General features: G+C 62.7%; 22 protein-coding genes. 8 read left to right on the top strand and 14 right to left on the bottom strand.

What is annotated here, in order from left to right:
• The 6 genes from OU682_RS19835 to OU682_RS19810 form a co-directional block, all read right to left on the bottom strand.
• A partial coding sequence (locus tag OU682_RS19835; RefSeq protein WP_268943946.1) for an MFS transporter occupies positions 1 to 1,125 on the bottom strand: 1,125 nt, incomplete at its 3' end.
• A complete protein-coding gene (locus tag OU682_RS19830; RefSeq protein ID WP_268943945.1) occupies positions 1,122 to 1,802 on the bottom strand; it encodes a pirin family protein in 681 nt (226 codons plus the stop codon). The genes OU682_RS19835 and OU682_RS19830, both read right to left, overlap by 4 nt.
• A 65-nt stretch (positions 1,803 to 1,867) precedes the next feature.
• Positions 1,868 to 3,730 carry an amidohydrolase gene (locus tag OU682_RS19825; protein WP_268943944.1) on the bottom strand — a complete coding sequence of 621 codons (1,863 nt, stop codon included), beginning with the start codon at positions 3,728 to 3,730 and terminating at the stop codon, positions 1,868 to 1,870.
• Positions 3,730 to 3,966, bottom strand: a complete 237-nt coding sequence (locus OU682_RS19820) for a DUF1427 family protein (protein WP_268943943.1) — start codon at positions 3,964 to 3,966, stop codon at positions 3,730 to 3,732. Before OU682_RS19820 ends, OU682_RS19825 begins: the two co-directional genes overlap by 1 nt.
• Positions 3,967 to 4,015: 49 nt before the next feature.
• Positions 4,016 to 4,696, bottom strand: coding sequence for a hydrolase (locus OU682_RS19815; protein ID WP_268943942.1), 681 nt, complete (start codon positions 4,694 to 4,696; stop codon positions 4,016 to 4,018).
• 142 nt (positions 4,697 to 4,838) lie between these two features.
• Positions 4,839 to 5,675, bottom strand: coding sequence for an alpha/beta fold hydrolase (locus OU682_RS19810; protein ID WP_268943941.1), 837 nt, complete (start codon positions 5,673 to 5,675; stop codon positions 4,839 to 4,841).
• A gap of 21 nt (positions 5,676 to 5,696) precedes the next feature.
• On the opposite strand from OU682_RS19810, the gene OU682_RS19805 reads away from it, so the two are divergent.
• A complete protein-coding gene (locus OU682_RS19805) occupies positions 5,697 to 6,863 on the top strand; it encodes a helix-turn-helix domain-containing protein (RefSeq protein ID WP_268943940.1) in 1,167 nt (388 codons plus the stop codon).
• 24 nt (positions 6,864 to 6,887) lie between these two features.
• Here the strand turns inward: OU682_RS19805 and OU682_RS19800 are convergent, their stop codons facing one another.
• The 4 genes from OU682_RS19800 to OU682_RS19785 all read right to left on the bottom strand — a co-directional run bounded on the left by OU682_RS19800 (position 6,888) and on the right by OU682_RS19785 (position 10,181).
• Positions 6,888 to 7,775, bottom strand: coding sequence for an AraC family transcriptional regulator (locus OU682_RS19800; protein ID WP_268943939.1), 888 nt, complete (start codon positions 7,773 to 7,775; stop codon positions 6,888 to 6,890).
• Positions 7,765 to 8,400, bottom strand: coding sequence for a hypothetical protein (locus tag OU682_RS19795; protein WP_268943938.1), 636 nt, complete (start codon positions 8,398 to 8,400; stop codon positions 7,765 to 7,767). The genes OU682_RS19800 and OU682_RS19795 overlap by 11 nt, the downstream gene beginning before the upstream one ends.
• Before the next feature lie 295 nt (positions 8,401 to 8,695).
• Complete coding sequence (locus tag OU682_RS19790; protein WP_268943937.1) at positions 8,696 to 9,271, bottom strand: alpha/beta hydrolase; 576 nt, start codon at positions 9,269 to 9,271, stop codon at positions 8,696 to 8,698.
• Between the two features lies 1 nt (position 9,272).
• Positions 9,273 to 10,181, bottom strand: coding sequence for a VOC family protein (locus OU682_RS19785; protein WP_268943936.1), 909 nt, complete (start codon positions 10,179 to 10,181; stop codon positions 9,273 to 9,275).
• On the opposite strand from OU682_RS19785, the gene OU682_RS19780 reads away from it, so the two are divergent.
• On the top strand, positions 10,180 to 11,256 hold the full coding sequence (locus OU682_RS19780) for a LysR family transcriptional regulator (protein ID WP_268943935.1): 1,077 nt from the start codon (positions 10,180 to 10,182) through the stop codon (positions 11,254 to 11,256). The genes OU682_RS19785 and OU682_RS19780 overlap by 2 nt on opposite strands.
• A 386-nt stretch (positions 11,257 to 11,642) precedes the next feature.
• Here the strand turns inward: OU682_RS19780 and OU682_RS19775 are convergent, their stop codons facing one another.
• The 4 genes from OU682_RS19775 to OU682_RS19760 form a co-directional block, all read right to left on the bottom strand.
• Complete coding sequence (locus tag OU682_RS19775; RefSeq protein WP_268943934.1) at positions 11,643 to 12,431, bottom strand: SDR family oxidoreductase; 789 nt, start codon at positions 12,429 to 12,431, stop codon at positions 11,643 to 11,645.
• 13 nt (positions 12,432 to 12,444) lie between these two features.
• Positions 12,445 to 13,938: a sugar ABC transporter ATP-binding protein gene (locus OU682_RS19770; protein ID WP_268943933.1), complete on the bottom strand. Its 1,494-nt coding sequence runs from the start codon at positions 13,936 to 13,938 to the stop codon at positions 12,445 to 12,447.
• Between the two features lie 21 nt (positions 13,939 to 13,959).
• Positions 13,960 to 14,895, bottom strand: coding sequence for a substrate-binding domain-containing protein (locus tag OU682_RS19765; protein ID WP_268943932.1), 936 nt, complete (start codon positions 14,893 to 14,895; stop codon positions 13,960 to 13,962).
• A gap of 118 nt (positions 14,896 to 15,013) precedes the next feature.
• Positions 15,014 to 15,946, bottom strand: a complete 933-nt coding sequence (locus OU682_RS19760) for an ABC transporter permease (protein ID WP_268943931.1) — start codon at positions 15,944 to 15,946, stop codon at positions 15,014 to 15,016.
• Positions 15,947 to 16,194: 248 nt separating this feature from the next.
• On the opposite strand from OU682_RS19760, the gene OU682_RS19755 reads away from it, so the two are divergent.
• The 6 genes from OU682_RS19755 (at position 16,195) to OU682_RS19730 (ending at position 21,971) form a co-directional block, all read left to right on the top strand.
• Positions 16,195 to 17,004 (top strand): transketolase, encoded by an 810-nt coding sequence (locus OU682_RS19755; RefSeq protein WP_268943930.1) that lies wholly within the window; start codon positions 16,195 to 16,197, stop codon positions 17,002 to 17,004.
• Entirely contained in the window at positions 17,004 to 17,972 is a 969-nt protein-coding gene (locus OU682_RS19750; RefSeq protein ID WP_268943929.1) for a transketolase family protein, read from the top strand. The genes OU682_RS19755 and OU682_RS19750 overlap by 1 nt, the downstream gene beginning before the upstream one ends.
• A gap of 89 nt (positions 17,973 to 18,061) precedes the next feature.
• A complete protein-coding gene (locus tag OU682_RS19745; protein WP_268943928.1) occupies positions 18,062 to 19,531 on the top strand; it encodes an FGGY family carbohydrate kinase in 1,470 nt (489 codons plus the stop codon).
• 22 nt (positions 19,532 to 19,553) lie between these two features.
• On the top strand, positions 19,554 to 20,504 hold the full coding sequence (locus tag OU682_RS19740) for a sugar-binding transcriptional regulator (RefSeq protein ID WP_268943927.1): 951 nt from the start codon (positions 19,554 to 19,556) through the stop codon (positions 20,502 to 20,504).
• A 50-nt stretch (positions 20,505 to 20,554) separates the two neighbouring features.
• On the top strand, positions 20,555 to 21,340 hold the full coding sequence (locus OU682_RS19735) for an SDR family oxidoreductase (protein ID WP_268943926.1): 786 nt from the start codon (positions 20,555 to 20,557) through the stop codon (positions 21,338 to 21,340).
• Positions 21,341 to 21,533: 193 nt separating this feature from the next.
• A complete protein-coding gene (locus OU682_RS19730; RefSeq protein WP_268943925.1) occupies positions 21,534 to 21,971 on the top strand; it encodes an NUDIX hydrolase in 438 nt (145 codons plus the stop codon).
• Positions 21,972 to 22,238 lie beyond the last annotated feature (267 nt).

Raw genomic sequence — 22,238 nt, 5'->3', positions numbered from 1 at the left:
GCCCAGTGACATCACGCCGGAAAACACCGTCAGGTAGATGGCCAGCCCCCGGGCCCGGACCCAGTCGGGCAGGGCCGATTGTGCGGCAACGTTCAGGCTGGAGAGGACTGCGATCCAGGACGCCCCGGCGACCAGACCGGCCAGCAGCGCGGGTGCTTGCCCCGGCACCAGTGCCAGCACAACCAGCACGATCGCCGTGCCTGCCGTGCCCAGGATCACGGTGCGGTCCGGGCCAAGCCTTGTGCGCAGCCCCGGCAGCACCAACGCCCCCCCGACCGCGCCAACCCCGACCGAGGCCAGAAGTGCGCCGTAAAGCCCTGCCCCGCCGTCCAATACGTCGCGGGCCACCAGCGGCAGCATCGCCCAAAACGCACTCGCGAAGAGAAAGAACCCCGCCGCCCGCACAAGCACCAGCCGCAGAGGGTGGGTGAAGACCGCATAACGCAGGCCTGCGACCATCGCGCCAAAGACATGCTCGGCCGGCAGCTTGCGGACGGGCTCGGCTTTCGGCCTCCACCAGATCAGCGCCGCAATCACCACCAGGGTCGAGACAGCGTTCAGCGCAAACGGCCAGACAAGGCCGAAGGCCGCGATCAGCACCCCCGCCACCGCCGGCCCGATGGCACGGCTGATGTTGATGCCCATCGAGTTCAGCGCGACCGCCGCCGTCAGATCCTGACGCGGGACCAGCTTCGGAACGATGGCCTGCCAGGCAGGGGCGATGAAGGCCGCGCCGCTGCCCAGGAGAAAGGTGAAGATCAGCAGCAGCACGGGGGTCATTGCCTCGGCCTGCACGACGGCGGCCACCGCGAAGGCCACGACCGCCAGGGCGATGTTCACGACCAGCAGCAGCTTGCGGCGATCGACGATGTCGGCCACCGCGCCGGCAAGGATGGCGAACAGGAACACCGGCAGCGTGGTTGCCGCCTGCACCATCGCGACAATCTGGGGCGACGGCGCCAGGCTGGTCATCAGCCATCCCGCGCCGACGTCATTCATCCAGGTGCCGATGTTCGACACGACAGTGGCGACCCACAGCACGGCAAATGCCTTCTGCCGGAAGGGGCTCCAGGCGCCACCGGATGCGGGGGACGTCGCGGCTGTCGTTTGGGACGTGGCGGTCATGTCCAACCCTCCAAGGGCATGTCGAAGATGAGGATGGTGCCGTCCGTCTGCCATTCCAGAGCGGGAGGCGTCTCGGTCAGTTGCAGGCCGTCGCCCGCAACCAGGCGCTCGCCCTCCATCCGGGCAATGCCGTCGATCAGATGCACGAAGACGGCGCGTCCGGGAGCAACCCCGATCGTTGTCGCTTCGCCATCCTTCGGTCGTGACAGCGTGATCCGGGTGTCCGATCCGAGCATCAGCGGTCCTTCCCGCGAGGCTAGAAGCCCGTCGTCCAGCGGCGCCGACTGGTAGGATGGCGCACCCCCTGCCTGGTCCGGGATCAACCAGATCTGGAGCACATGGGCCGGCTCGTCGCCCGAGGCGTTCGTCTCGGAATGCGTGACGCCGCTGCCTGCCCGCATCAGCTGCATCTCGCCCGGGGCGATCTCGGCCACGTTGCCGAGGCTGTCCTGGTGCCGGATGTGGCCCGACAGGACCAGCGTCAGGATATCCATGTCGGCGTGGTCGTGCGGGGCGAAGCCCGCCCCGGGAACGATGACATCCTCGTTCAGCACGCGCAGGCGGGCAAAGCCCATGCGCTTCGGGTCGCTGAAGTCACCAAAGGAAAAGGTGTGGAACGCATCGGCCCAACCCTTGCGGCTGCGGCCCCGGCTCATGTTCTCGTGGATCAGGATCATGCGGTCAGTTCCTTCGATGGTGATTGTTCAGGACTGGAGCCAGGCAGATGCGTGCTCATCCAACCTCACACTGCCCAGCAGGCGCAGCCGAGCGCGCCCCAGAAGCCCTTGAGATCCGAAACCGGCAGGGTCGCGCCCCAGGCTCCCCCATGATCGTGGCCGTGGACGTTACAAGCCGAGGCGCAGCCGCACCGGACGGCGGCCGTCTGCGCAACCGCCTGATCCTGCGCGCCCCAAGCTGCATAGCCGCCAAACCGGCGCACGGGCGACCAGTCGGGCATCGCAGGCGAGATCGGCGCGTCATGATCGGCAAAGTCGCCCTTGCCATAGACCACCTTGCCGCCGACCATCGTCAGGTCGCTGGTGATATCGGGGATGTCGGCTTCCGCGCAGGCGAAGAAGTCGCGGTCTGGCACGATCAGGTCGGCCAGATAGCCCGGAGCGATGCGGCCGCGGCGACCTTCGTCGTTCGAAAACCAGGCGACCTTCTCTGTCCACATCATGAGCGCGGTTTCGCGATCCAGCCGGTTGCGCTCGGGCGTGATCCGCAACCCGCCCACGGTCTTGCCGCTGATCAGCCAGGAGAGGCCCACCCAGGGATTATATGAGGCGACCCGCGTCGCATCGGTTCCGGCCGAGGTGCGCACGCCCTTTTCCAGCATCCGTGCCACCGGTGGTGTCGCCTCCGCTGAGCGGATGCCGTAGCGTTCAACGAAGTATTCTCCCTGATAGGCCATCCGGTGCTGCACGGCGACCCCGCCACCTAGCGCTGCCACCCGGTCCAGCGATCGCTCGGAGATCGTCTCGGCATGGTCGAAGAACCAGTTGATCCCGTCCAGGGGGATGTCACGGTTCACCTTTTCGAACACGTCCAGCGCTCGGCTGATCGTCTCGTCATAGGTAGCATGCATCCGCCAAGGCCAGCGGTTCTCGGCCAGGATGCGGACGACATCCTCCAGGTCGTCCTCCATGGCGGGGGACAAGTCCGGGCGCGGCTCGCGGAAGTCCTCGAAGTCGGCGGCCGAGAAGACCAGCATTTCGCCCGCGCCGTTGTGACGGAAATAGTCGTCGCCCTGCCGATAGGTCACCGACTTCGTCCAGGCGAGAAAATCGGCCCTCTCCTCCTTGGGCTTTTGGGTGAACAGGTTGTAGGCCAGCCGCACCGTCATTTGATTGTCGTCAGCCAGCTTCTGGATGATTTCGTAATCCTCGGGGTAGTTCTGCATGCCGCCGCCCGCGTCGATCACGCCCGTGATGCCGAGGCGGTTCAGTTCCCGCATGAAGTGCCGCGTCGAGTTCAGCTGATAGTCGAAGGGCAGCTTCGGTCCCCGCGCCAGCGTCGCATAAAGGATGGCCGCATTCGGCTTGGCCAGCAGCAGTCCCGTCGGGTTGCCGCGGGCATCGCGCTGGATCTCTCCGCCCGGCGGGTTGGGCGTGTCGCGGTCGTAGCCCACGGCGCGCAGTGCGGCAGCGTTCAGCAGGGCGCGGTCGTAAAGATGCAGGATGAAGACCGGCGTGTCGGGCGCCACGGCGTTGATCTCGTCCAGCGTGGGCAGGCGCTTTTCGTCGAACTGATGCTCGGTAAAGCCTCCGACGACGCGGACCCATTGCGGCGGCGGCGTGATCTCGACCTGGCGGCGCAGCATGGTCATCGCATCAGACAGCGACCTTACGCCATCCCAGCGAAGCTCCATGTTATAGTTCAGCCCGCCCCGCACGACATGGGTGTGGTTGTCGATCAGCCCGGGCAGGACCAACCGGCCGCCCATGTCGATGATGCGCGTCGCCTCGCCGGCCAGCGGCAGGATATCGGCGTCGGCGCCCGTTGCGGTGAAGCTGCCGTCCGTGATCGCCACGGCGTGTGCCTGGGGTGCGGCACGGTCCAGCGTCGTGATGCGGGCATTGTGCAGGATCAGGTCGGGATGCATCAGGATTTCCTCGACTGGTGCGCGCTCGGCAGCTCGCCGAAGACGTGATTGAGACTGTGTTTGGCCGGGCGGTCCGCCGTCAGCCACCGCCAGACCGGCACCGCCTGTTCGCCGATCAGGATGCCCAGAAGCCCGACAAGGGCAACAACGGGCGGGGCGGGCGATCGGACATGCAGCAGGCTGTAGATCAGGCCGACCAGAAGGCCGCAGCCGAGCGAGACGAGATAGAGCTTCATGGAACCCTCCGGCGATTGGCGCCGCGCCCGAAGGCGCGACGCGGTTGTGTCAGGCCGCGACCGGCGCCAGGGTCTGGCCGGCATGGCTGCTGCGCGAGGCGACCTTGTGGACCATGGTATAGGCGTAATCGACGCCCATGCCGTAGGCGCCGGAATGTTCGCGCACCACGTTCATCACCGCGTCATAGGTATCGCGCTTGCCCCAGTCACGCTGCCATTCCAGCATGACCTGCTGCCAGGTCACGGGGATCACACCGACCTGAACCATACGCATCATGGCCATGTCATGCGCTTCCTTGCTGGTGCCGCCCGAGGCGTCGGACACCATGTAGATCTCGTAATCCGTGTCGGCCATCGCCGACAGCGCGAAGGACAGGTTGCAGACTTCGGTCCACAGGCCTGAGACCACAATCTTCTTGCGCCCATTCGCAGCCAGGGCGTCGCGCACCTTCCGGTCGTCCCAGGAGTTCATCGAGGTCCGCTCCAGAAGCGGCGCGTCGGGGAACACGTCCAGCAGTTCGGGATAGGTCTGGCCCGAAAAGCTTTCGGTCTCGACGGTGGTGATCGTGGTCGGGATGCCGAATATCTTGGCGGATTTCGCCAGCGCCACGGTGTTGTTCTTCAGCACCTGCCGGTCAATCGACTGGACGCCGAAGGCCATCTGCGGCTGGTGGTCGATCAGGATCAACTGGCTGTTCGCCGGGGTCAGCAGTTCGAGTTTGCTGTTCATCTGTCCATTCCTTTGTGTTGGTCGTGGTGGCTATGAGGAAACGATGCCGTGCAGCATGGCAGAAGAGAATGGCAACATTCCGAACTTCACTGTTTCACTCTTGACAACAGTATTCGAAGCTTCTGCCATGCTTGCGTGCAGGTCAGCGCTGGATGAAGTCGAGCATGTCGGCATTGAGCGTATCAGCGTTCACCGTCAGCATGCCGTGCGAGAAGCCGGGATAGGTCTTCAGGGTGCCGTTCGGCAGCAGCTTGATCGCCTTGTGCGCCGCATCATGGATCGGCACGATCTGGTCGTCCTCTCCGTGCAAGACCAGCGTAGGGACGGTGATGGCCTTCAAGTCCTCGGTCTGGTCGGTTTCCGAGAAGGCCTTGATGCCGTCGTAATGCGCCTTGGCGCTCCCCATCATGCCTTGGCGCCACCAATTCTGAATAACGCCCTTGTGGACCGTCGCGCCGTCGCGGTTGAAGCCATAGAAGGGGCCCGTGGGCACGTCGCGGAAGAACTGTGCCCGGTTTGCGGCCAAGGCGCTGCGGAAGCCGTCGAAGACTTCCAGTGGCAGGCCTTCGGGGTTTGCCTCGGTCTTCAGCATCAGCGGCGGGACGGCGGCGACCAGAATGGCTCTGGCCACACGGCCCGCAGGCTGGCCGTGTTTCGCCACATAGCGGGCCACCTCTCCACCGCCGGTGGAATGGCCGATATGGACGACGTTCTTCAGGTCCAGTGCCTCGACAACCGCAAAGGCATCGGCGGCATAGTGATCCATGTCGTGCCCGTCCGAAATCTGAGCCGAGCGCCCGTGCCCGCGCCGGTCATGGGCGATCACGCGGAAGCCCTGGGCCACGAAGAACAGCATCTGCGCATCCCAGTCGTCCGAACTGAGTGGCCACCCATGATGGAACATGATCGGCTGGGCATCCTGCGGACCCCAGTCCTTGTAGAAGATGTCGACGCCGTCGGTGGTGGTTACGAAACTCATGGTCATGTCTCCTTGAGGGATGTGGGTGCAGTCGCAATCAAGGCTGGAAACGGAAGCGCCGTTGCGACCGCCAAGGCCATCCCGGTAAGCAGGGCTGTTCGGCGGTTGCGGCTGGGAACAGTCATTGGCGGCGGCGCCTTGGTCATGCGGTCGGTTCACGCGGCGGACCATAGGCCGGGCCGTGAGCCTGATCTTGTCTCCCAGCCTCCAATTTTGGATAAAACGACCCTCGTGACCCTACAGCGGTCTGGCGCGACGGAAAGAACAAAGCGGACGAGAATACCAGTGACGAAGCGATCCAGTGCCAGCAACGACCAGATGGAATACCTGCGCGTTCAAGGCGGGCAGACGGTCAGGGCATCCGTTCTGGACAAGAGCGTTATCACGGCCACGCGGCTTTCGCGGGACACCCCGAACCACGGGTTTGTCGATCAGCACGTGCCGGAAGACGCGTTCATGATGGCCTACCAATTGCGCGATTATCAGGGCGATCTTTGGGTCGATGGCAAGAACGTCAGTGCGCCCGCTTTCCAGGCCGGTAACTTCACGCTCTACGACTATAACCGGTCATGGCAGGCCAACATGAAATCGGCCTTCGACTGCGTGAACTTCTATATCTCCCGAGCCGCCCTGACGGCCCTGGAGGAGGATCTGGGCACCCGCCGCGTCGAGACGCTGAATATCCAGCCAGGCGGGGATGTGAACGACCAGACGGTTCGCGGACTTGTCAGCGCCCTTCTTCCGTCATTCGCCCGTCCGGATCAGGCCAGTCGCCTGTTCCTGGATCATCTCGGGCTCGCGCTATGCACGCATATGGCGGTGACCTATGGCGAAGCAAGCCAATCACGACCTGTCCACACAGGCGGCTTGGCGGCTTGGCAGTTGAAGCGCGCAACCGAGATCATGGATGCGAAGCTGGACGGGGATCTTCAGGTCTCGGAGGTCGCCCATGCCTGCGGCCTGTCGCCGTCGTATTTTTCGCGCGCCTTCAAACAATCAACCGGGATGCCGCCCTACAAGTGGATGCTGAAACGCAGGATTGACAAGGCCATGCAACTGCTGCGGGCGACGCGCCTGCCGCTTGGTGAAATTGCCCTCGATTGCGGCTTTTCAGACCAAAGCCACTTTACCCGGGTCTTCTCGGCTGCCGTCGGGACATCACCGGGCCAATGGCGGAAAACCGTCTAGGCGTGGTCTGCCCCTCGTGCTTGGTCAGGATCTCGTAGCGGCCATTGACACGACACGGCTCCGAAGCGCTCGGCGCCAGTTGCCGGGCGTTTCGCCCTGGATCGCGGAAAAGATGCGGGTCATATGGCTCTGGTCCGCAAAACCGCAGGCCAGCGCGACGTGTGAGATCGGCATGTCCGAACGCAGCATATCCTTGGCCCGCGCAACCCGGTATTCCAGCAACCAACGATAGGGCGTCTTGCCGAAGCTTTGCTTGAAGGCCCTGCTGAAGTGGCTTTTCGAAAGCGCGCAGGTTTCGGCAAGAGCATCAAGCGAGAAGCCTCCCGTCAGATGCTCGGCCAGGAACGCCGTGGCCCTTTCCTCCTGCCAGGCCGCGAGCGTCCCTTTCCGATGGGCAGGGAAGTGCAAGCCACCATAGGCCTGCGTCAGGTGGGCAAGGATGGCAAGCCCGATCTGTTCAAGAAACAACCGGCTTGCCTGCCGCGGGTTCTCCAATGCCGGCAGAAGCGCCTGTGCCAAACCGTTTAGGATGGCGTCCTGCGTGGCTCCGGAACTTTGCAGGCCATTGAACTCGGGCCGCCCGACCTCTCTTGCAAAATCCTGGACAGACAGGAAGGGGATGTGAAGCGATATCCTGTCAAAGGCGGACAGGTAGCACCCCCTCCATATCGGTCTCAGGTCGTTGATGGTCAGGGTCTGTGCGGTATGTCCACCCTCATAGACAAGCCGGCTGTTGCACCAGAGCCTGTAGCTGCGCAGATCGCGCAACTGCGTCTGGACCTGGAATGCCTCTTCCTCGCCCCATGTTTCCTCGTATGGGAACAGCCGCCCGCCTCGGGAACTGCGATCGGCTGTCATCAGGCCCAGGTGCAGGGGTCCCTTCCCCGTCATGGTCGCATGCTCAGCCGGCATGGTTGGACCCTCCAGTTTCAATTGTCCCGGCAGCGCCGTCCTTTGCCGACGGGTCTGGCCGCTCACTGAAGTTATGCAGAAGATGCGCGCAGATTGCTGTTGCGATGTGGCGGAACAGCGACGCCGAAGATGCTTCGTCCCGGTCGAACAATGGCAGAAGAACCCCGGCGATGTTAGCAATCACCGGATCCGCTTCGCCGCGGCGGCAAACAAGACGCGGTGGACCGGCCATGGGTCTGCACCCTATCGCATGGATCCCTTCCACCTCGGCCAGCAAGGGTTTCGGAAGAACAACGGCGATGGAGCGAAGCGTGCTGTGAAGCGCAATTGACGCACCAGCGCACAAGTCCACCAGACAGACGGTATCGCTTTCGAAGCGCCGAGGTTGCTGGGGGGCCTCATCTCCGTTGAGGTCGGCATGCACGGCTGCATCAAGGTAGACCATCAGGAAATAGGCGTCTGTGGCAGGCAGCGTCACCTTGACGACCTCGCCATCGCGGACGTTCCTGCTGATCCTGGTGGCGGTAAAGGCTGCGGATCGGACGGGTACCGTCGAAATGCAGGGCGCGCGCGGCACCCCGCAGAGCGAGCCCATGCAGCCTGTTTCTGATGCGGATACGTTCAAGGCCCCTCCGGCAGACATCCATTCTTGGTGAGGCCGGCAATTCAGCCTTTTGCAACACGAGGGCGGCTGAGATTGGATAGGTGCCCCCGTAGCAAGCCAGACACTAGCAACTGATCCGGGGCAAATCTTGTTCATTCCTGCTCTTGATGCTGTTCGCCCTTCGCATTCCTTGTGTCGCATCGACGGGAACGGCACTCGCGGCGGCGGCGGAACACGGCGACAGGGGTTGCAGTGTAACCCGGCGGATATGACACCTCCGAAGCGTTGGCCGGGCAGCGGGCTGCCCGGCCATGTTTCATGCCGCGTCTTGAAAGTGCGACATCAGCGCGGCAATCTCGCCCTCCCGCAGTTCGTGTCCGCCGTCGTGCAGGTGCAGGACGACGGTAGCGCCCTGGGCACGATACCAGTCCGCCAGCGCCTCGGTATGACCGGGTGGCGTGATCGGATCGCGGCGCCCGCCGGTGAGCAGGACCGGACGACCGGCAAGCTCTGGTCGCGGGGAAGGCTGCCACGGGATCAGCGGATGCAGCAAAGCCACGCGATCAAACAGGTCGGGCGCGGCAAAGGTCATCGCTGCCAGGATGTTTGCTCCATTCGAGTAGCCGAAGGCGTAAGCCGGGCCCGTCTTCCGGCTGCGAACGAAGTCGATCATCGCCTGCGTCCGGATGGCAAGGTCGTCCATGTCATAGACGCCCTCGCCAGTGCGCCGAAAGAAGCGATTGGCGCCGTGTTCCGACACATCGCCGCGGGGGGCAACAAGGCCGGCACCGGGCCACAGCCTGCCGACAAGTGCAGCGAACTGGTGTTCATCGCCGCCGGTCCCGTGAAAGGCGAAGATCTGCGGATTGCCGGGTGTGATCAGCGCGTGCATGTCAGTCCTCGATCGGTTCAAGATGCTGTTCCAGTTGCGCGCGCAGATGTTCGTGCTGGCGCGGCAACTTGAGGGACTGACCGAGATGGTCCAACGGCTCGTCGCGATCAAAGCCCGGCTCGTCGGTGGCGACCTCGAAGAGGACACCGCCCGGCGTGCGGAAGTAGATGGCCCAGAAATAATCACGGTCGATCGGCGGCGTCACCTGGTAGCCCGTGTCGGCAATGGCCTTGCGAACCTGGTCCTGCGAAGCCCGGTCCGGCACCGAGAAGGCGATATGGTGGACGGAGCCGCCACCCTGCCGCGCGGCCGCAGCACCGGGCAGGCTTTCTAGGTCGATGATATCGGCGCCATTGCCGTTTGGCAGGCGGTAACGGGTCAGGTTGCCGTCGGTTGCCTCAGGTTGATAGCCCATGAAGCGCAAGAGTTCCGCCGTGGCACCGTTGTCGCGCAGCCGCAGCGTGGCGCCTCGGAAACCGCGAACCGCATGCTCGCCGTCCACCCCGCCGGTCCAGCCCTGGCGCGGATCATCCGTCTCGACCAAGGCGAACTGATCGCCATCCGGGCCGCTGAAGCGCAGCCGCGTTTCGCCGAAGCTGGTCGCCTCCTCTCCGCCAAGGCGGTCCTGCCAGAAGCCGAGGCTGCCTTGCGGAACGGCAAACACCGTCTCGGCCACCTCTCCTGCGCCGGGACGGCCACGCATGATGTGAGGAAAGGGGAAATAGGTCATCACGCTGCCGGGCCTGCCCTGCGCGTCGCCGTAATACAGGTGATAAACCTCCGGCGCGTCGAAGTTGACGGTCTTCTTGACGCGGCGCAGCCCCAGCGTCTTGGTGAAGAAGTCGCTGTTGGCCTGCGGGCTGGAAGCGAGCGAGGTGACGTGATGAAGTCCGGTAATCGGAAGGGTCATGGCGGTGCTCCTGATGGCGGTTGCCATGAACATGCGTCATCGACGCGTTTCCGATAAGAACGATAATGCACCATTAACTATTTCATCAAGAGCAACTATCAATAGACTTGAACCTGCAATCAGGCGCTGTGTCCTTGAACAATCGCGCATGCAACTTGAAGGAACTGGCATGGGCGAGATCGAGGATCTGCGTATCTTTTTGGCCGTGGCGCGCGAGGGCAGCTTTGTCGGCGCGTCCCGTGCCCTGGCGATGACCCCGCCGTCCGTCACCCGCGCCATCGCCGGACTGGAGGACCGGCTGGGTGTTCAGCTTTTCATCCGGACGACCCGGCGTGTGTCGCTCACCCCGGCAGGTGCCGCCTATGCGGCCCGCACGAGCCCGCTTGTCGAGGACCTGCAGCGTGCCGTCGAGGAACTGCGCGAACGGCATGGGGACACGGCGGGGCTGATCCGGCTCAATGCGCCGCTGGCCTTCGGCGCAGGCATCCTGCCCGATCTGATTGCCCAGTTCCGGGTGCTTCATCCGTCCGTTACCTTCTCGGTCACGCTGTCGGACAGCTTCGTGGACAGCGTAGACGACAGCTTCGATCTTGCGATCCGCATATCGCGGGCTCCGCGTGAGGTGCTGAGCATCTGGCGCAAAATCTGCCGCGTTGACCGCTCACTCGCCGCTTCGCCCGACTACCTGCGCGCTCACGGCACACCGGATCATCCCGATGAGCTCGATCGCCACGCCTGCATTGCCCACGATGCCCTTGCCTTGTCCGAGACCTGGGAGTTGCGAAAAGGCGACGATGTCTGCCGTGTCCGGGCAGGCAAGGTCCTGGCTGCGAACAACGCGGCGCTGATGGCGGGACTGGCGCGCAACGGCCAAGGGATCGTGCTGCTCCCTCGTTTCATGATCCAGCCGGATCTGGAAAGCGGGACCTTGCAATGCCTTTTGCCGGAATGGACCGCGCCCGAGCTGTGGCTGACACTCTACTACCCGCCGCTTGACCGCATTCCGGCACGTCTGGCGCTGTTCTCGGAGTTCTTCGAACAACGGGTCAAGGAAGACTTCGCCTTTTCCACGTGATCCGACGTTCGAGCCGGTTTTGTCTTGGCACCAACAAAATTTCCAGAGTTGCCATTCCTACTGCACACCCGGTCAACTCTTCAGCTGCCGCTCCGGGCATACGGGTTTTATGGAAGGTTGGCAAAAGGTCGCCGCAAGATCCACCGGAAGCCTGCAGAACGCGGAGATCGAACGTCATCTATTCCTCGGTTTCGCTCTCGGCAGCGTAGCATCAGCAGAAAAGGCCTTCGCGGCTACTGCGAGCCGCGAAGGCATCACGTGATGAATGTGCGTTTGCGCTTCCGCAGCCTCTTGATGCGGAAGCAACTCCATCAACAGCCGAGATGAAGACGTCATTCAACCGCAAGGGGACCTCTGGAGCGACCGTGGGGCCAAGGTCCATCGGCCTACCAGCAGCAGAAGCCTCCATCGACCAACAGGTCGACACCGGTCACGAAGCTTGCTGCATTCGACAGCAGGAAGACGGTCGGACCGACCATCTCGTCCACGCCAGCCATGCGCTGCATCGGGGTCTGTTCCTCGAAGAGCTTGGTCTGGTGGACCATCTCAGGACGGGTGTTCATGGGCGTCGCGGTATAGCCCGGGCTGATGGTGTTGACCCGGATGCCCCGGCCGACCCATTCCATCGCCATCGACTTCGACATGTGAATGACGCCTGCTTTCGAGGCATTGTAATGGCACTGGTCAAGGCCGCGGTTCACGATTACGCCCGACATGGATGCGATGTTGACGATGGAGCCGCGCCCGTTCTTCAGCATGGCGCGGGCTTCCGCCTGGCACGACAGGAAAACGCCCTTCAAGTTGATGTCCATCAGCATCTGGAACTGCGCCTCCTCCATGTCCTCGGCGGGGCAGGCATTGGCGATGCCCGCCGCATTGACGGCCAGGGTCAGGGCGCCAAGCTCAGCCTCGGTCCGCGCGACCGCGTCTTCCAAGGCGGCACTGCTGGTCACGTCAGCTGCAACCTGGATGCTGCGCCGTCCTGCCTTGGTGATGAAGTCAGCGGTCGTGGCCAGCCCATCATCGCTGCGGCGATCCAGCAGGGCGACATCGGCGCCGCATTGCGCCAGACCCATGGCGATACGCTGACCGATGCCGCTGCCCGCGCCTGTCACCAGGGCAACATTCCCGGAAAGATTGAACAGCCCGGGGGCGTTCAGCGTGATGTCCGACATGAGATTTCCTTTTTCAGATGGTTGCCAGTTCCATGATCGAGACGTCATTTGCGTCCTTTCGATCAAGAACACCGGCCTGTTTGCCTTGGGCCATGACCATGATCCTGTTCGATACGCCCAGGACCTCCTCGAGGTCCGAGCTGACGACGATCACGGTGACGCCTTGGCTGGCCAGTTCCATAATGAGTTCGTAGATCGACGAGCGGGCGCCGACATCGATGCCGCGGGTCGGCTCATCCAGGACCACGACCTGCGGCTTGCGGGCAAGCCATTTGGCCAGCACGACCTTTTGCTGGTTGCCGCCCGACAACTCGCCAGCGTTCTGATGGCCTTGGCCCTTCACACCGAACTTGCCGATGTAGTCGTCGGCGAACGTGTTGAGCCGCTGCGAGGTGATCCAGCCGCCCTGCGCGATTTCCTTGAGGTTCGGGTACGCGATGTTTTCTGCGATCGAATGATCCAGGACGACGCCTTGGAGCTTGCGGTCTTCGGGTACCAGCACGATACCGTTGCGGATCGCGTCAATGGGGGAGCGGGGCGTAACGGTCTTGCCATGCAGCAGGATCTCGCCCGCGGAAATCGGATCGGCTCCGGCAATGGCACGCACCAGTTCAGTACGTCCCGCGCCGACCAGCCCGGCGATGCCAAACACCTCGCCCTTTTTGACAGCGAAGTTGATGTCGCGGAAACTTCCGAAGGCAGAGGAGAGCCCCCGAACCTCCAGCGTCACCTGATCTTGCGGCGTCGGTATTGCCGGGAACATGCGTTCCAGGGAGCGGCCCACCATGGCTTCGACAATGGTACGGACCGGGACGTCACCCCGATCGAATTCCTGCACCTTCGCGCCATCTCGCATGACTACGATGCGGTTCGTGATCTGCCGGATTTCCTCGAGCCGGTGCGAGATATAGATGATGCCGACGCCTTCGGATTTCAGCCGTTCGATTTGCCGGAATAGGAGCTGGGTTTCCTCGCCGCCAAGCGCGGCGGTCGGCTCGTCCAGGATCAGCAGCTTAGCATTCAGCGTCAGCGCCTTCGCAATCTCGATCAACTGCTGGTTGGCCGTGGACAGGCCGTCGACCAGGCGGCGCGGCGAGATGTCGAGACCAAGCCGTTGCAGGCCGCTATGGGCACGCTCCTCCATCGCCTGCCGGTCGATGCGCCCGCCCTTTGTCAGGTAACGGCCGACAAAGACATTTTCGGCAATGCTGAGCTGCGGCAGCAGCTTGAGTTCTTGGTGGATCATGCCAACGCCGGCATCCATGGCCGCGCGGGGGCTGGCGGGGGCGTAAGGCGCCCTCTGCCATGTCATGTCCCCTGAGGAAGGTTGGACGGTTCCGGAGATGATGTTCGACAGGGTCGACTTTCCGGCACCGTTTTCGCCTAAGAGCGCCACGACCTCGCCGGCGCGAACATCGAGATCGACACCGTGCAGCACCTCCAGGGAGCCATAGGATTTCCGGATCTGGCGCAGGGAGAGGATGGGAGATGTGTCCTTCGCGGTCATGGCGCAACCTTTCCGTTCGGATCAGGGATGTTCGGCGACGTATTGGGCCGCATTCTCGGGCGTGGTCAGGTAGCCGGGCAGCAGCTGTTCTGCCGGCAGCGTCTCGCCGGCGGCTAGCTTGATCGCGCTGTCAACGGCCAGGCGGCCGATCCCGCGCACCTGCTGGGTGGCGGTCGCGTCGAAGCCTCCCTCTGCCAGGATCGGCAGAGCCGTCGTATCGCCATCGAAACCACCCAGATAGACGCGCTGCGTCACGCCCGATACCTTGATCGCCTGCGCGGCGCCCAAGGCCAGCGCGTCAGCCTGTGCGAAGATGATCGACACGTCCGGGTTCGCCTGCAGGAGGTTCTGGGTGATGTTCAACCCTTCTGCCTGCGACCACTGATCGCTCCACTGCTCGGCCACCACCTCGACGCCGGGATTTTCCTCGATCGCCTTCATGCAGCCCTTGGTCCGCTCCACCTCGGGCGTGGTGCCCTTCTGGCCGTGGACGATCAGCATCTGGCCCTTGCCCCCGGCCAGGCCGATAATGTGCTTGCAAACCTCATAGGCCGAGGTGGCGTTGTCGGTGGCGATAAACGTATCGCCCGGCGCTCCTTCAGCGTTACGGTCCACGTTCACCACCGGAATGCCCGCCTCTTTCGCCAGCCGGGTCGGAACGGCGGCGGCTGCCGCGCCAGCGGGGATATAGATGAAGGCGTCAATGTCCTGGGTCAGAAGATCCTGGACCTGACTCACCTGGGTCGCGCTGTCGTTCTTGGCATCAACGGTGATGACCTCGATGCCCTTTTCCTTGGCGTATCCTTCGACGCCGATCTTGATCTGGTTGAAATAGTCGGCCTGCAGGTTCGACACCGAGAGGCCCAGTTTCTTCACCTCTTGGGCGGATGCACCAAGGGGGCTGAGGGCAGTGGTCGCAAGGACCGCAAGCGCCAGAAGGCCAGTGTTGAGTTTCATGAACATTTCCTCCGCTGACAAAGCGCGCCGACATGGCGAGCCGTAAACTGTCGCAACCAAGCGCTCCGTCTGGACCTGGTTGCACCCGTGACGTCCCCTCCTCCGGGGACGCCTTGGTTCACTTGCCTTGCTTGAAGGCTTCGGCGGCAACCGCCAGGGCGATGACGACACCGATGACCACAGCCTGCGTAAAGGGAGAGACACCCAGAAGATTGAGGCCGTTGCGCAGGACGCCGATGATCAGGACACCGATGATGGTGCCAAAGATGCCGCCCTTGCCGCCGGTCAGGCTGGTGCCGCCAATGACGACTGCAGCAATGGTATCGAGTTCGTAGGAAACCCCGGCGGTCGGCTGGACCGAGTCAAGGCGCATCGCCAGCACGATACCTCCAACGCCCGCTAGAAGGCCCGACACCACATAAACGCCAATCGTGTAAAGGCTGACATTGATCCCGGCGAGACGGGCCACCTCGGGGTTTCCGCCGATTGCATAAAGGGACCGACCGCCTGCGCTGTAGCGAAGATAGGCCCAACCGATCGCAAACACGACCAGCATGACGGCCACCGTCGTGGTCAGGACACCGCCGATGCGGTAATAGGCCAAGGCGCTGAACCAGCCCGGGAAACCGACGATCTGTTGGCCATCCGTGATCATGTTGGCCAACCCTCGGGCCACCGACATCATCGCCAGGGTGGCAATAAAGGCTGGAACTCTGAAACTGGTGATAAGGACGCCTGAAACCGCGCCGGTTAATGCTGCCACAACCAACGAGAGCACGATACCCAGTCCCAGCGGCAGCCCCGCTACATTGGCCAGGTAACCCATCACCATCATGGTGAGGGCGAGCACCGACCCTACGGCAAGATCAATGCCACCGATCAGGATCACAAGCGTCATGCCGACGGCCATGATCCCCAAGACGCTGACCTGATCGAAGATGTTCAGCAGGTTCCGGACCGACATGAACTTGTCGGTTGCAAACGACAGGAACAGGCACAGCAGGATAAGCCCGATCAGGGGACCGGTTGCCCCCTTCAGGGTCGACAGCAACCTCCCTCCCGCACCGCCTTCCCTCTCTTTCGACAAAGCAAGCATAAGATCCTCCCTCTCACGCCATTTCGCAAAAGTAAGGAATATTTATTCCTACTCGCTTCAAGATGCATACCCTACCTGAAAGATTCGAGTCAACTGGTTTTGAAGAGTGAGCAGAAGAAGCTTATTGTTGCAATTCTTCTTGACTTGGCTCAGTCTCGTGCAATTATATGTTACATAGCATAAATATGCACATAGGGGGAATCATGCAGACAAACGACCTCGAAGGCATCGCCCGGCAGATTCGACACCGCGATTTGCAGGCTGTCGTCGAAGCAGGCGCGGGCCATATTGGCGGAGAAATGTCGGCCATCGACATTTTGACCGCACTTTACTTCCGCGTGCTGCGCGTTTGGCCGGATCAGCCCAGAATCCCGCAGCGCGACCGCTTCGTGCTGTCCAAGGGGCATGTCGCACTGGCCCTCTATGTGACGCTGGCAAAACGGGGCTTCATCCCGGAAGAGGAGGTCTCGACCTTTCTGAAGCCGCATTCGCGTCTGAACGGCCATCCGAACTGCAACAAGGTGCCGGGGGTCGAGACCAACACTGGCCCTCTCGGGCATGGGCTTCCCGTTGCCGTCGGCATGGCCAAGGCCGCCAAGCTGACCGGCGCCGACTATCATACCTATGTTATGACCGGCGACGGGGAAATGCAGGAAGGCTCGAACTGGGAAGCCATCTCGGCCGCGGCGCAGTTCGGCCTGGACAACCTGACCTTGATCATCGACCACAACCGCTTCCAGCAGGGTGCCTCCTTGAAGGACACCAACAACCTGGCACCCTTCAAGCCCAAGCTTGAGGCCTTTGGTTGGGATGTCACCGAGATCAACGGCAACACCATGGCCGAGATTGTCCCGGCTCTGGAGCGTCGTGGCGGCAAGCCTCATTGTATCGTGGCCCATACCAACAAGGGACACGGCATCTCGTTCATGCAGGACACGGTGGATTGGCACCACAAGGTGCCGAACCAGGACCAATACAAAATCGCCCTGGGCGAGCTTTCGGAGGCCAACTGATGAACGCCGTGACAACTTCCCGCAAGCTGCACGATTGCCGCGACGCTTTCGTCTCCGTCCTGGAGCGTCTTGGCGAAGAGAACACCAAGGTGGTTGCGGTCTGTAACGACTCGGTCGGCTCCTCGAAGCTTGGAGGGTTCAAGACGAAATATCCCGAGCGACTGGTGAACGTCGGTATTGCCGAGCAGAACCTTGTCGGTGTCGGCGCCGGCTTGGCCAATGGAGGGCTCCTGCCCTTCGTTTGCGGGGCCTCGCCCTTCTTGACCGGACGCGCACTGGAACAGATCAAGGCAGACATCGCCTATTCCAATGCCAACGTGAAGTTGATCGGCATATCGTCTGGCATGGCCTATGGCGAGCTTGGCCCCACGCACCATTCGATCGAGGACTTTGCCTGGACGCGGGTGCTCCCCAACTTGCCGGTTGTCGCACCCTGCGACTCGATTGAGACGGCGGCTGCCGTTGAATGGGCGGCCAGCTATGATGGCCCGGTGTTCCTGCGCCTGTCGCGCGTGGGCGTGCCGGATCTGCTCCCGGCAGGTCACACGTTTGAGCTCGGCAAAGCCAACCTGCTACGCGACGGTGACGCCGTGACCCTGATTGCCAACGGCACGCTGACGCATCGCATGATGACTGCTGCCGAGATCCTGGCTGAGCGGGGGATCGAAGCCCGTGTCCTGAACATGGCCACGGTGCGGCCCATCGACGTCGAGGCAGTTGTGGCTGCCGCGCGCGATACGGGTGCCATCCTGACGGCCGAGGAGCACTCGACCTATGGCGGATTGGGCTCTGCCATTGCCGAAGTCGTTGTGGCCCAAGCGCCGGTGCCAATGAAGATCCTCGGTGTTCCGGGCATCTTCGCCCCGACCGGCTCGGCCGAGTTCCTTCTGGACGAGTTCGGCATGTCGCCTGCCGCCGTGGCCGATGCCGCAGTCGAACTGATTGCACGCAAGCCTGTCAGGGCTTGATCGGGTCCAAGCTGCAGATTGCGTGCGGGCGCGACGGGGTCCTCCTGCCGTCGCGCCCTTTTTCCCCAACTCCTTTCGCCGGAGCGCCCATGACCACCGCCATTCTTGCCATTGACCAGGGCACGACCAATTCCAAGGCAGTGCTTGTCTCGACCACCGGTGAAATCCTGTCCCGGGGATCCTCGCCGGTCGGCATCGAGCATCCACAGCCCGGATGGGTGGAACAGTCGCCCCCGCGCATCTGGAGTTCCGTGCAAGAGGCCATCGCCGCCTGCCTCGATGCCGGTCCGGATGCCGAGATCATCGGGATTGCCATCTCGAACCAGCGCGAATCCGTGACAATCTGGGATGCCGACGATGGTCAGCCGCTTGGGCCGGTGGTCAGTTGGCAATGCCGCCGCACCGCCCCGGTCTGTGCGGACCTGACGGCGGCCGGCCACGCGCCTCATGTGCAGGCCCTGACTGGCCTGCCCATCGATCCGATGTTTCCCGGTCCGAAGATGCGCTGGCTGCTGGATCGCGCGCCCGCCAGCCGTAGGGTCCGCCTTGGCACCATCGATGCCTGGCTTGTTCATTGCTTGACAGGCGGTGCGGTCCATGCCTGCGACGCGGCCAATGCCGCGCGCAGCCAGCTTTACGACCTTGGCCGGCAGGAGTGGAGCGACGAGCTTTGCACCTTGTTCGGTGTCCCGAAGACTGTCCTGCCCGAGGTGCGCGACAGCGCCTCGCGTTTCGGCGAAACAAAAGGCGTCACGGGTCTGCCCGACGGCATTCCGATCTGCGCAGCCATTGGCGACAGCCACGCGGCGCTCTTCGGTCATCGCGCCTTCAATTCCGGCGACGGCAAGGTGACCTTCGGCACCGGCTCCTCCATCATGATGGCCTTGCCAGAGTTCATCGCGCCTCAGCAGGGGATTACCACGACCATTGCCTGGTCGATCAATGGCCGGCCGACCTATGCCTTCGAGGGCAATATCCTTGTTTCCGCCTCGGCCCTGCCCTGGATGGCCGACATGCTGGGCCTGCCGGATGTGCAGGCTCTGACGGAACTGGCGAAGACCGCCGCGCCCGGCTGCCCCGGCTTCGTCCCGGCCTTTGTGGGACTCGGCTCGCCCTATTGGCATGCCGACGCCCGCGCGCTGTTCTCGGGTATCACCTTCAACACGACCCGCGCCCAGATGGCGCGTGCTGTGACCGACTCCATGGCCTTCCAGGTTCATGATGTCCTGGCTGCCATGATGGCGCAGTCGCCCGCTCCCCTGGGCCGCCTTTATGCCGATGGGGGCCCGAGCAAGAACACCTTCCTGATGCAATGCGTGGCTGACATGATCGGACATCCCCTGATCCAGTGCGACGCGCCCGAGGCCTCAGCCCTCGGGGCTGCTTACCTGGCCGGGCTGACCCTTGGAGTTTGGCCCGATTTGGCTGCGGTTGCCGCCCTGCCCCACAGCGGCACGACCTTGCAACCTCAGGCTTGGGACCGAGCCGCTCGACTGCCTGTTTGGCAAGACGCCATCTATCGCTCGACGGCCTCCGTTCCCATGGATAATGGTGAATAAAAATTCACTGCAGGAGAGACCCGTGGGCCGGATCAATGAACTGCGACTGATTGCCAGGGTCGCGCAGATGTATCACGCAGAAGGCAAGCGCCAGGCCGATATCGCGAACACTCTGCACATGTCGCAGGCTACAGTATCGAGGATGCTGAAGCGGGCCGAGAAGGAAGCCATCGTCCGCACGACGATCATCCCGCCAGCCGGCACCTTCTCCGATCTGGAAACAGCTCTGCGCGAAAAGTTCGGGTTGACCGAGGCCATCGTCATCGACTGCTCCGAGGACCGGGACGGCGCCATCATGGCGCGGATCGGCGAGGCGGCCGCCCATTTCCTAGAAGTCACCCTGCGGCAGGAGGAGATCGTTGGCGTCTCAAGCTGGAGCCAGACGATCCTTCGGATGGTGGACAACATCCATCCGCTCAAAGGCGCGAAGGCGAAGTATGTCATTCAGATGCTTGGCGGAATAGGTGATGCCTCGGTCCAGACCCATGCGACCGAGTTGACGGCACGGCTGGCCAAGCTGACCGGAGGCGAGCCGCGGTTGCTGCTGGTCCAGGGGGTCAGTTCCTCGCGTGAAGCAAAGATCGTCATGCTGGCCGATCCGGTCGTTCGCGAAACCATGAACCTGTTCGGCCGCCTGACGCTCGCTGTTGTCGGCATTGGCGCTGTCGAACCGTCCGAGCTTCTGGCCCGGTCGGGGAATGTCTTTTCCAAGCAGGAACTGGCGTTGCTGAACGAAAGCGGGGCCGTCGGGGAAATTTCCTTCCGGTTCTATGACAAGAACGGCAAGCCTGTCGACACCCCGCTCAATGACCGCGTCATCGGCATTACGCTTGACGAGCTGAAGAAGGCCGAGCGCGTCATGGCGCTGGCAGGAGGTGCGTCCAAGACTGAGGCGATTGCCGGGGCACTCAAGCTCGGGATCATCGACGTGCTCGTGACCGACAAGTTCACAGCAGCAAGGCTTACAGCTTGATTCCAGACGGATCCGTTTTCGGGCCTGCTGCGCAATTGGAGGAAGAACTGATGAAACGCTTTGCAGGCCAGACGGTGATGGTGACCGGCGGCAACAAAGGGATCGGCCGGGGCATTGCCACGCGCTTTGCCCAGGAAGGCGCAAAAGTCGCCATTGCGGCAATTGAGGCAAATACATCCAAGGTCGCTCAGAAGATCGCCGAGGAGACAGGTTCCGAAACCCTCGGCCTGGTGCTGGACGTGACAGATGCTGCCGCGGTGCGGGACGCCTTTGAGGCGGCCGAGGCGAAGCTGGGTCCCCTTTCGGTGTCCGTGCAAAACGCCGGCGTCATTACCATTGCCAAAGTCGAAAACCTGACAGAGCGCGAATGGGACCTGAACCTTGATGTCAACACCAAAGGGGTCTTTCTGTGCTGCCAGGAAGCCATTCGTCGCTTCCGCGCCAGCGGCACCAAGGGCCGGCTCGTCAACACGGCATCGGGCCAGGCGCGACAGGGCTTCATCTATACCCCGCATTATGCCGCTTCGAAGTTTGGTGTTGTTGGCCTGACGCAAAGCCTGGCCAAGGAGCTGGCTCCGGAAGGCATCACCGTGAACGCGATCTGTCCCGGCATCATTCACACGGAGATGTGGGACTACAACGACCGAGTCTGGGGCGAGATGCTGGGCAACTATGGCCCCGGCGAATTGATGGAGGAATGGGTTCGCGGCATCCCCATGCAGCGCGCAGGCACGCCCGCGGAAGTCGCAGCCCTCGTGTCCTTCCTTGCGTCCGAGGACGCGGCTTACATCACCGGCCAGACGATCAACGTAGACGGCGGTCTCATCATGTCATGAGCGAAGGTGTCAGATCGGGTAGCTGGACGTCTGTAGAACGCGTGTCTGTATCGCTGCTTGATAGAGCAAACCGCAGTGCTGTCTTGGCGGAGCTGAGGCAGTTCCCCTGCGCACAGCGGCCTTTTCTATCTGCTGTGCGGCCGGCACTGCCTTACACTTGTCGCACTCTCTTCATCTGCGGTATCAAGACAAAATGCAGGATGTTCGGTCTTCCCCTCTTCCTCGCCCGATAACGGCAGTTCTCGCAGTGGTCATCCGGGACGACCAGGTCCTTCTGGTCCAACGGGCCAATCCGCCGGATGCGGGCCTTTGGGGCTTTCCAGGCGGAAAGGTGGATTTTGGCGAGACCTTGCTGGCTGCAGCCGAGCGCGAGCTATTTGAGGAAACAGGTGTCAGGGCAACAGCCGATCGGGCTTTTACGGCTGTTGACGCCTATGATCTCTCAGAAGACGGACATGCTCGCCAGCATTTTGTTCTCGTCGCAGTCCGCTGCCACTGGCAGTCAGGTGAACCGTCAGCCGCCGATGATGCGCTGGATGCGCAATGGTATCCGATCAAGAATATGGAAAGCTCTGTTGCCTTGAGCCGCGATGTAGCAGCTGTTGCACGGCAGGCAGCGTTGATCACGTGAGGTTAGCTTGGGCGCCTGACGGAGGCCGTTCCGGCGCCTAACGGGTGTTATGGATCTATCACCGAGGGCCCTTAGCAGGATGGCAAACACAATGGGCATCGCAGCTCTGCGGCTGACGGAAAGCGGCGATGCCAAGAGTGTCGTCAGAGTTGGCGAGGGCGAGCAGACCAGCCTCAGTCGGACGCAGGAACCCATGCTCGATCTGTTGCGCGCCGTGGTCGAGGAGGGAACAGGCCGGGCCGCCGCGATCAAGGGCCTCGACATTCT

Origin of the sequence: Paracoccus benzoatiresistens, assembly GCF_026913015.1 — a bacterium.
Lineage (GTDB): Bacteria > Pseudomonadota > Alphaproteobacteria > Rhodobacterales > Rhodobacteraceae > Paracoccus > Paracoccus benzoatiresistens.
The sequence above is the reverse complement of the archived record's forward strand: the minus strand, read 5'-3'. Positions and strand labels throughout refer to the sequence as shown.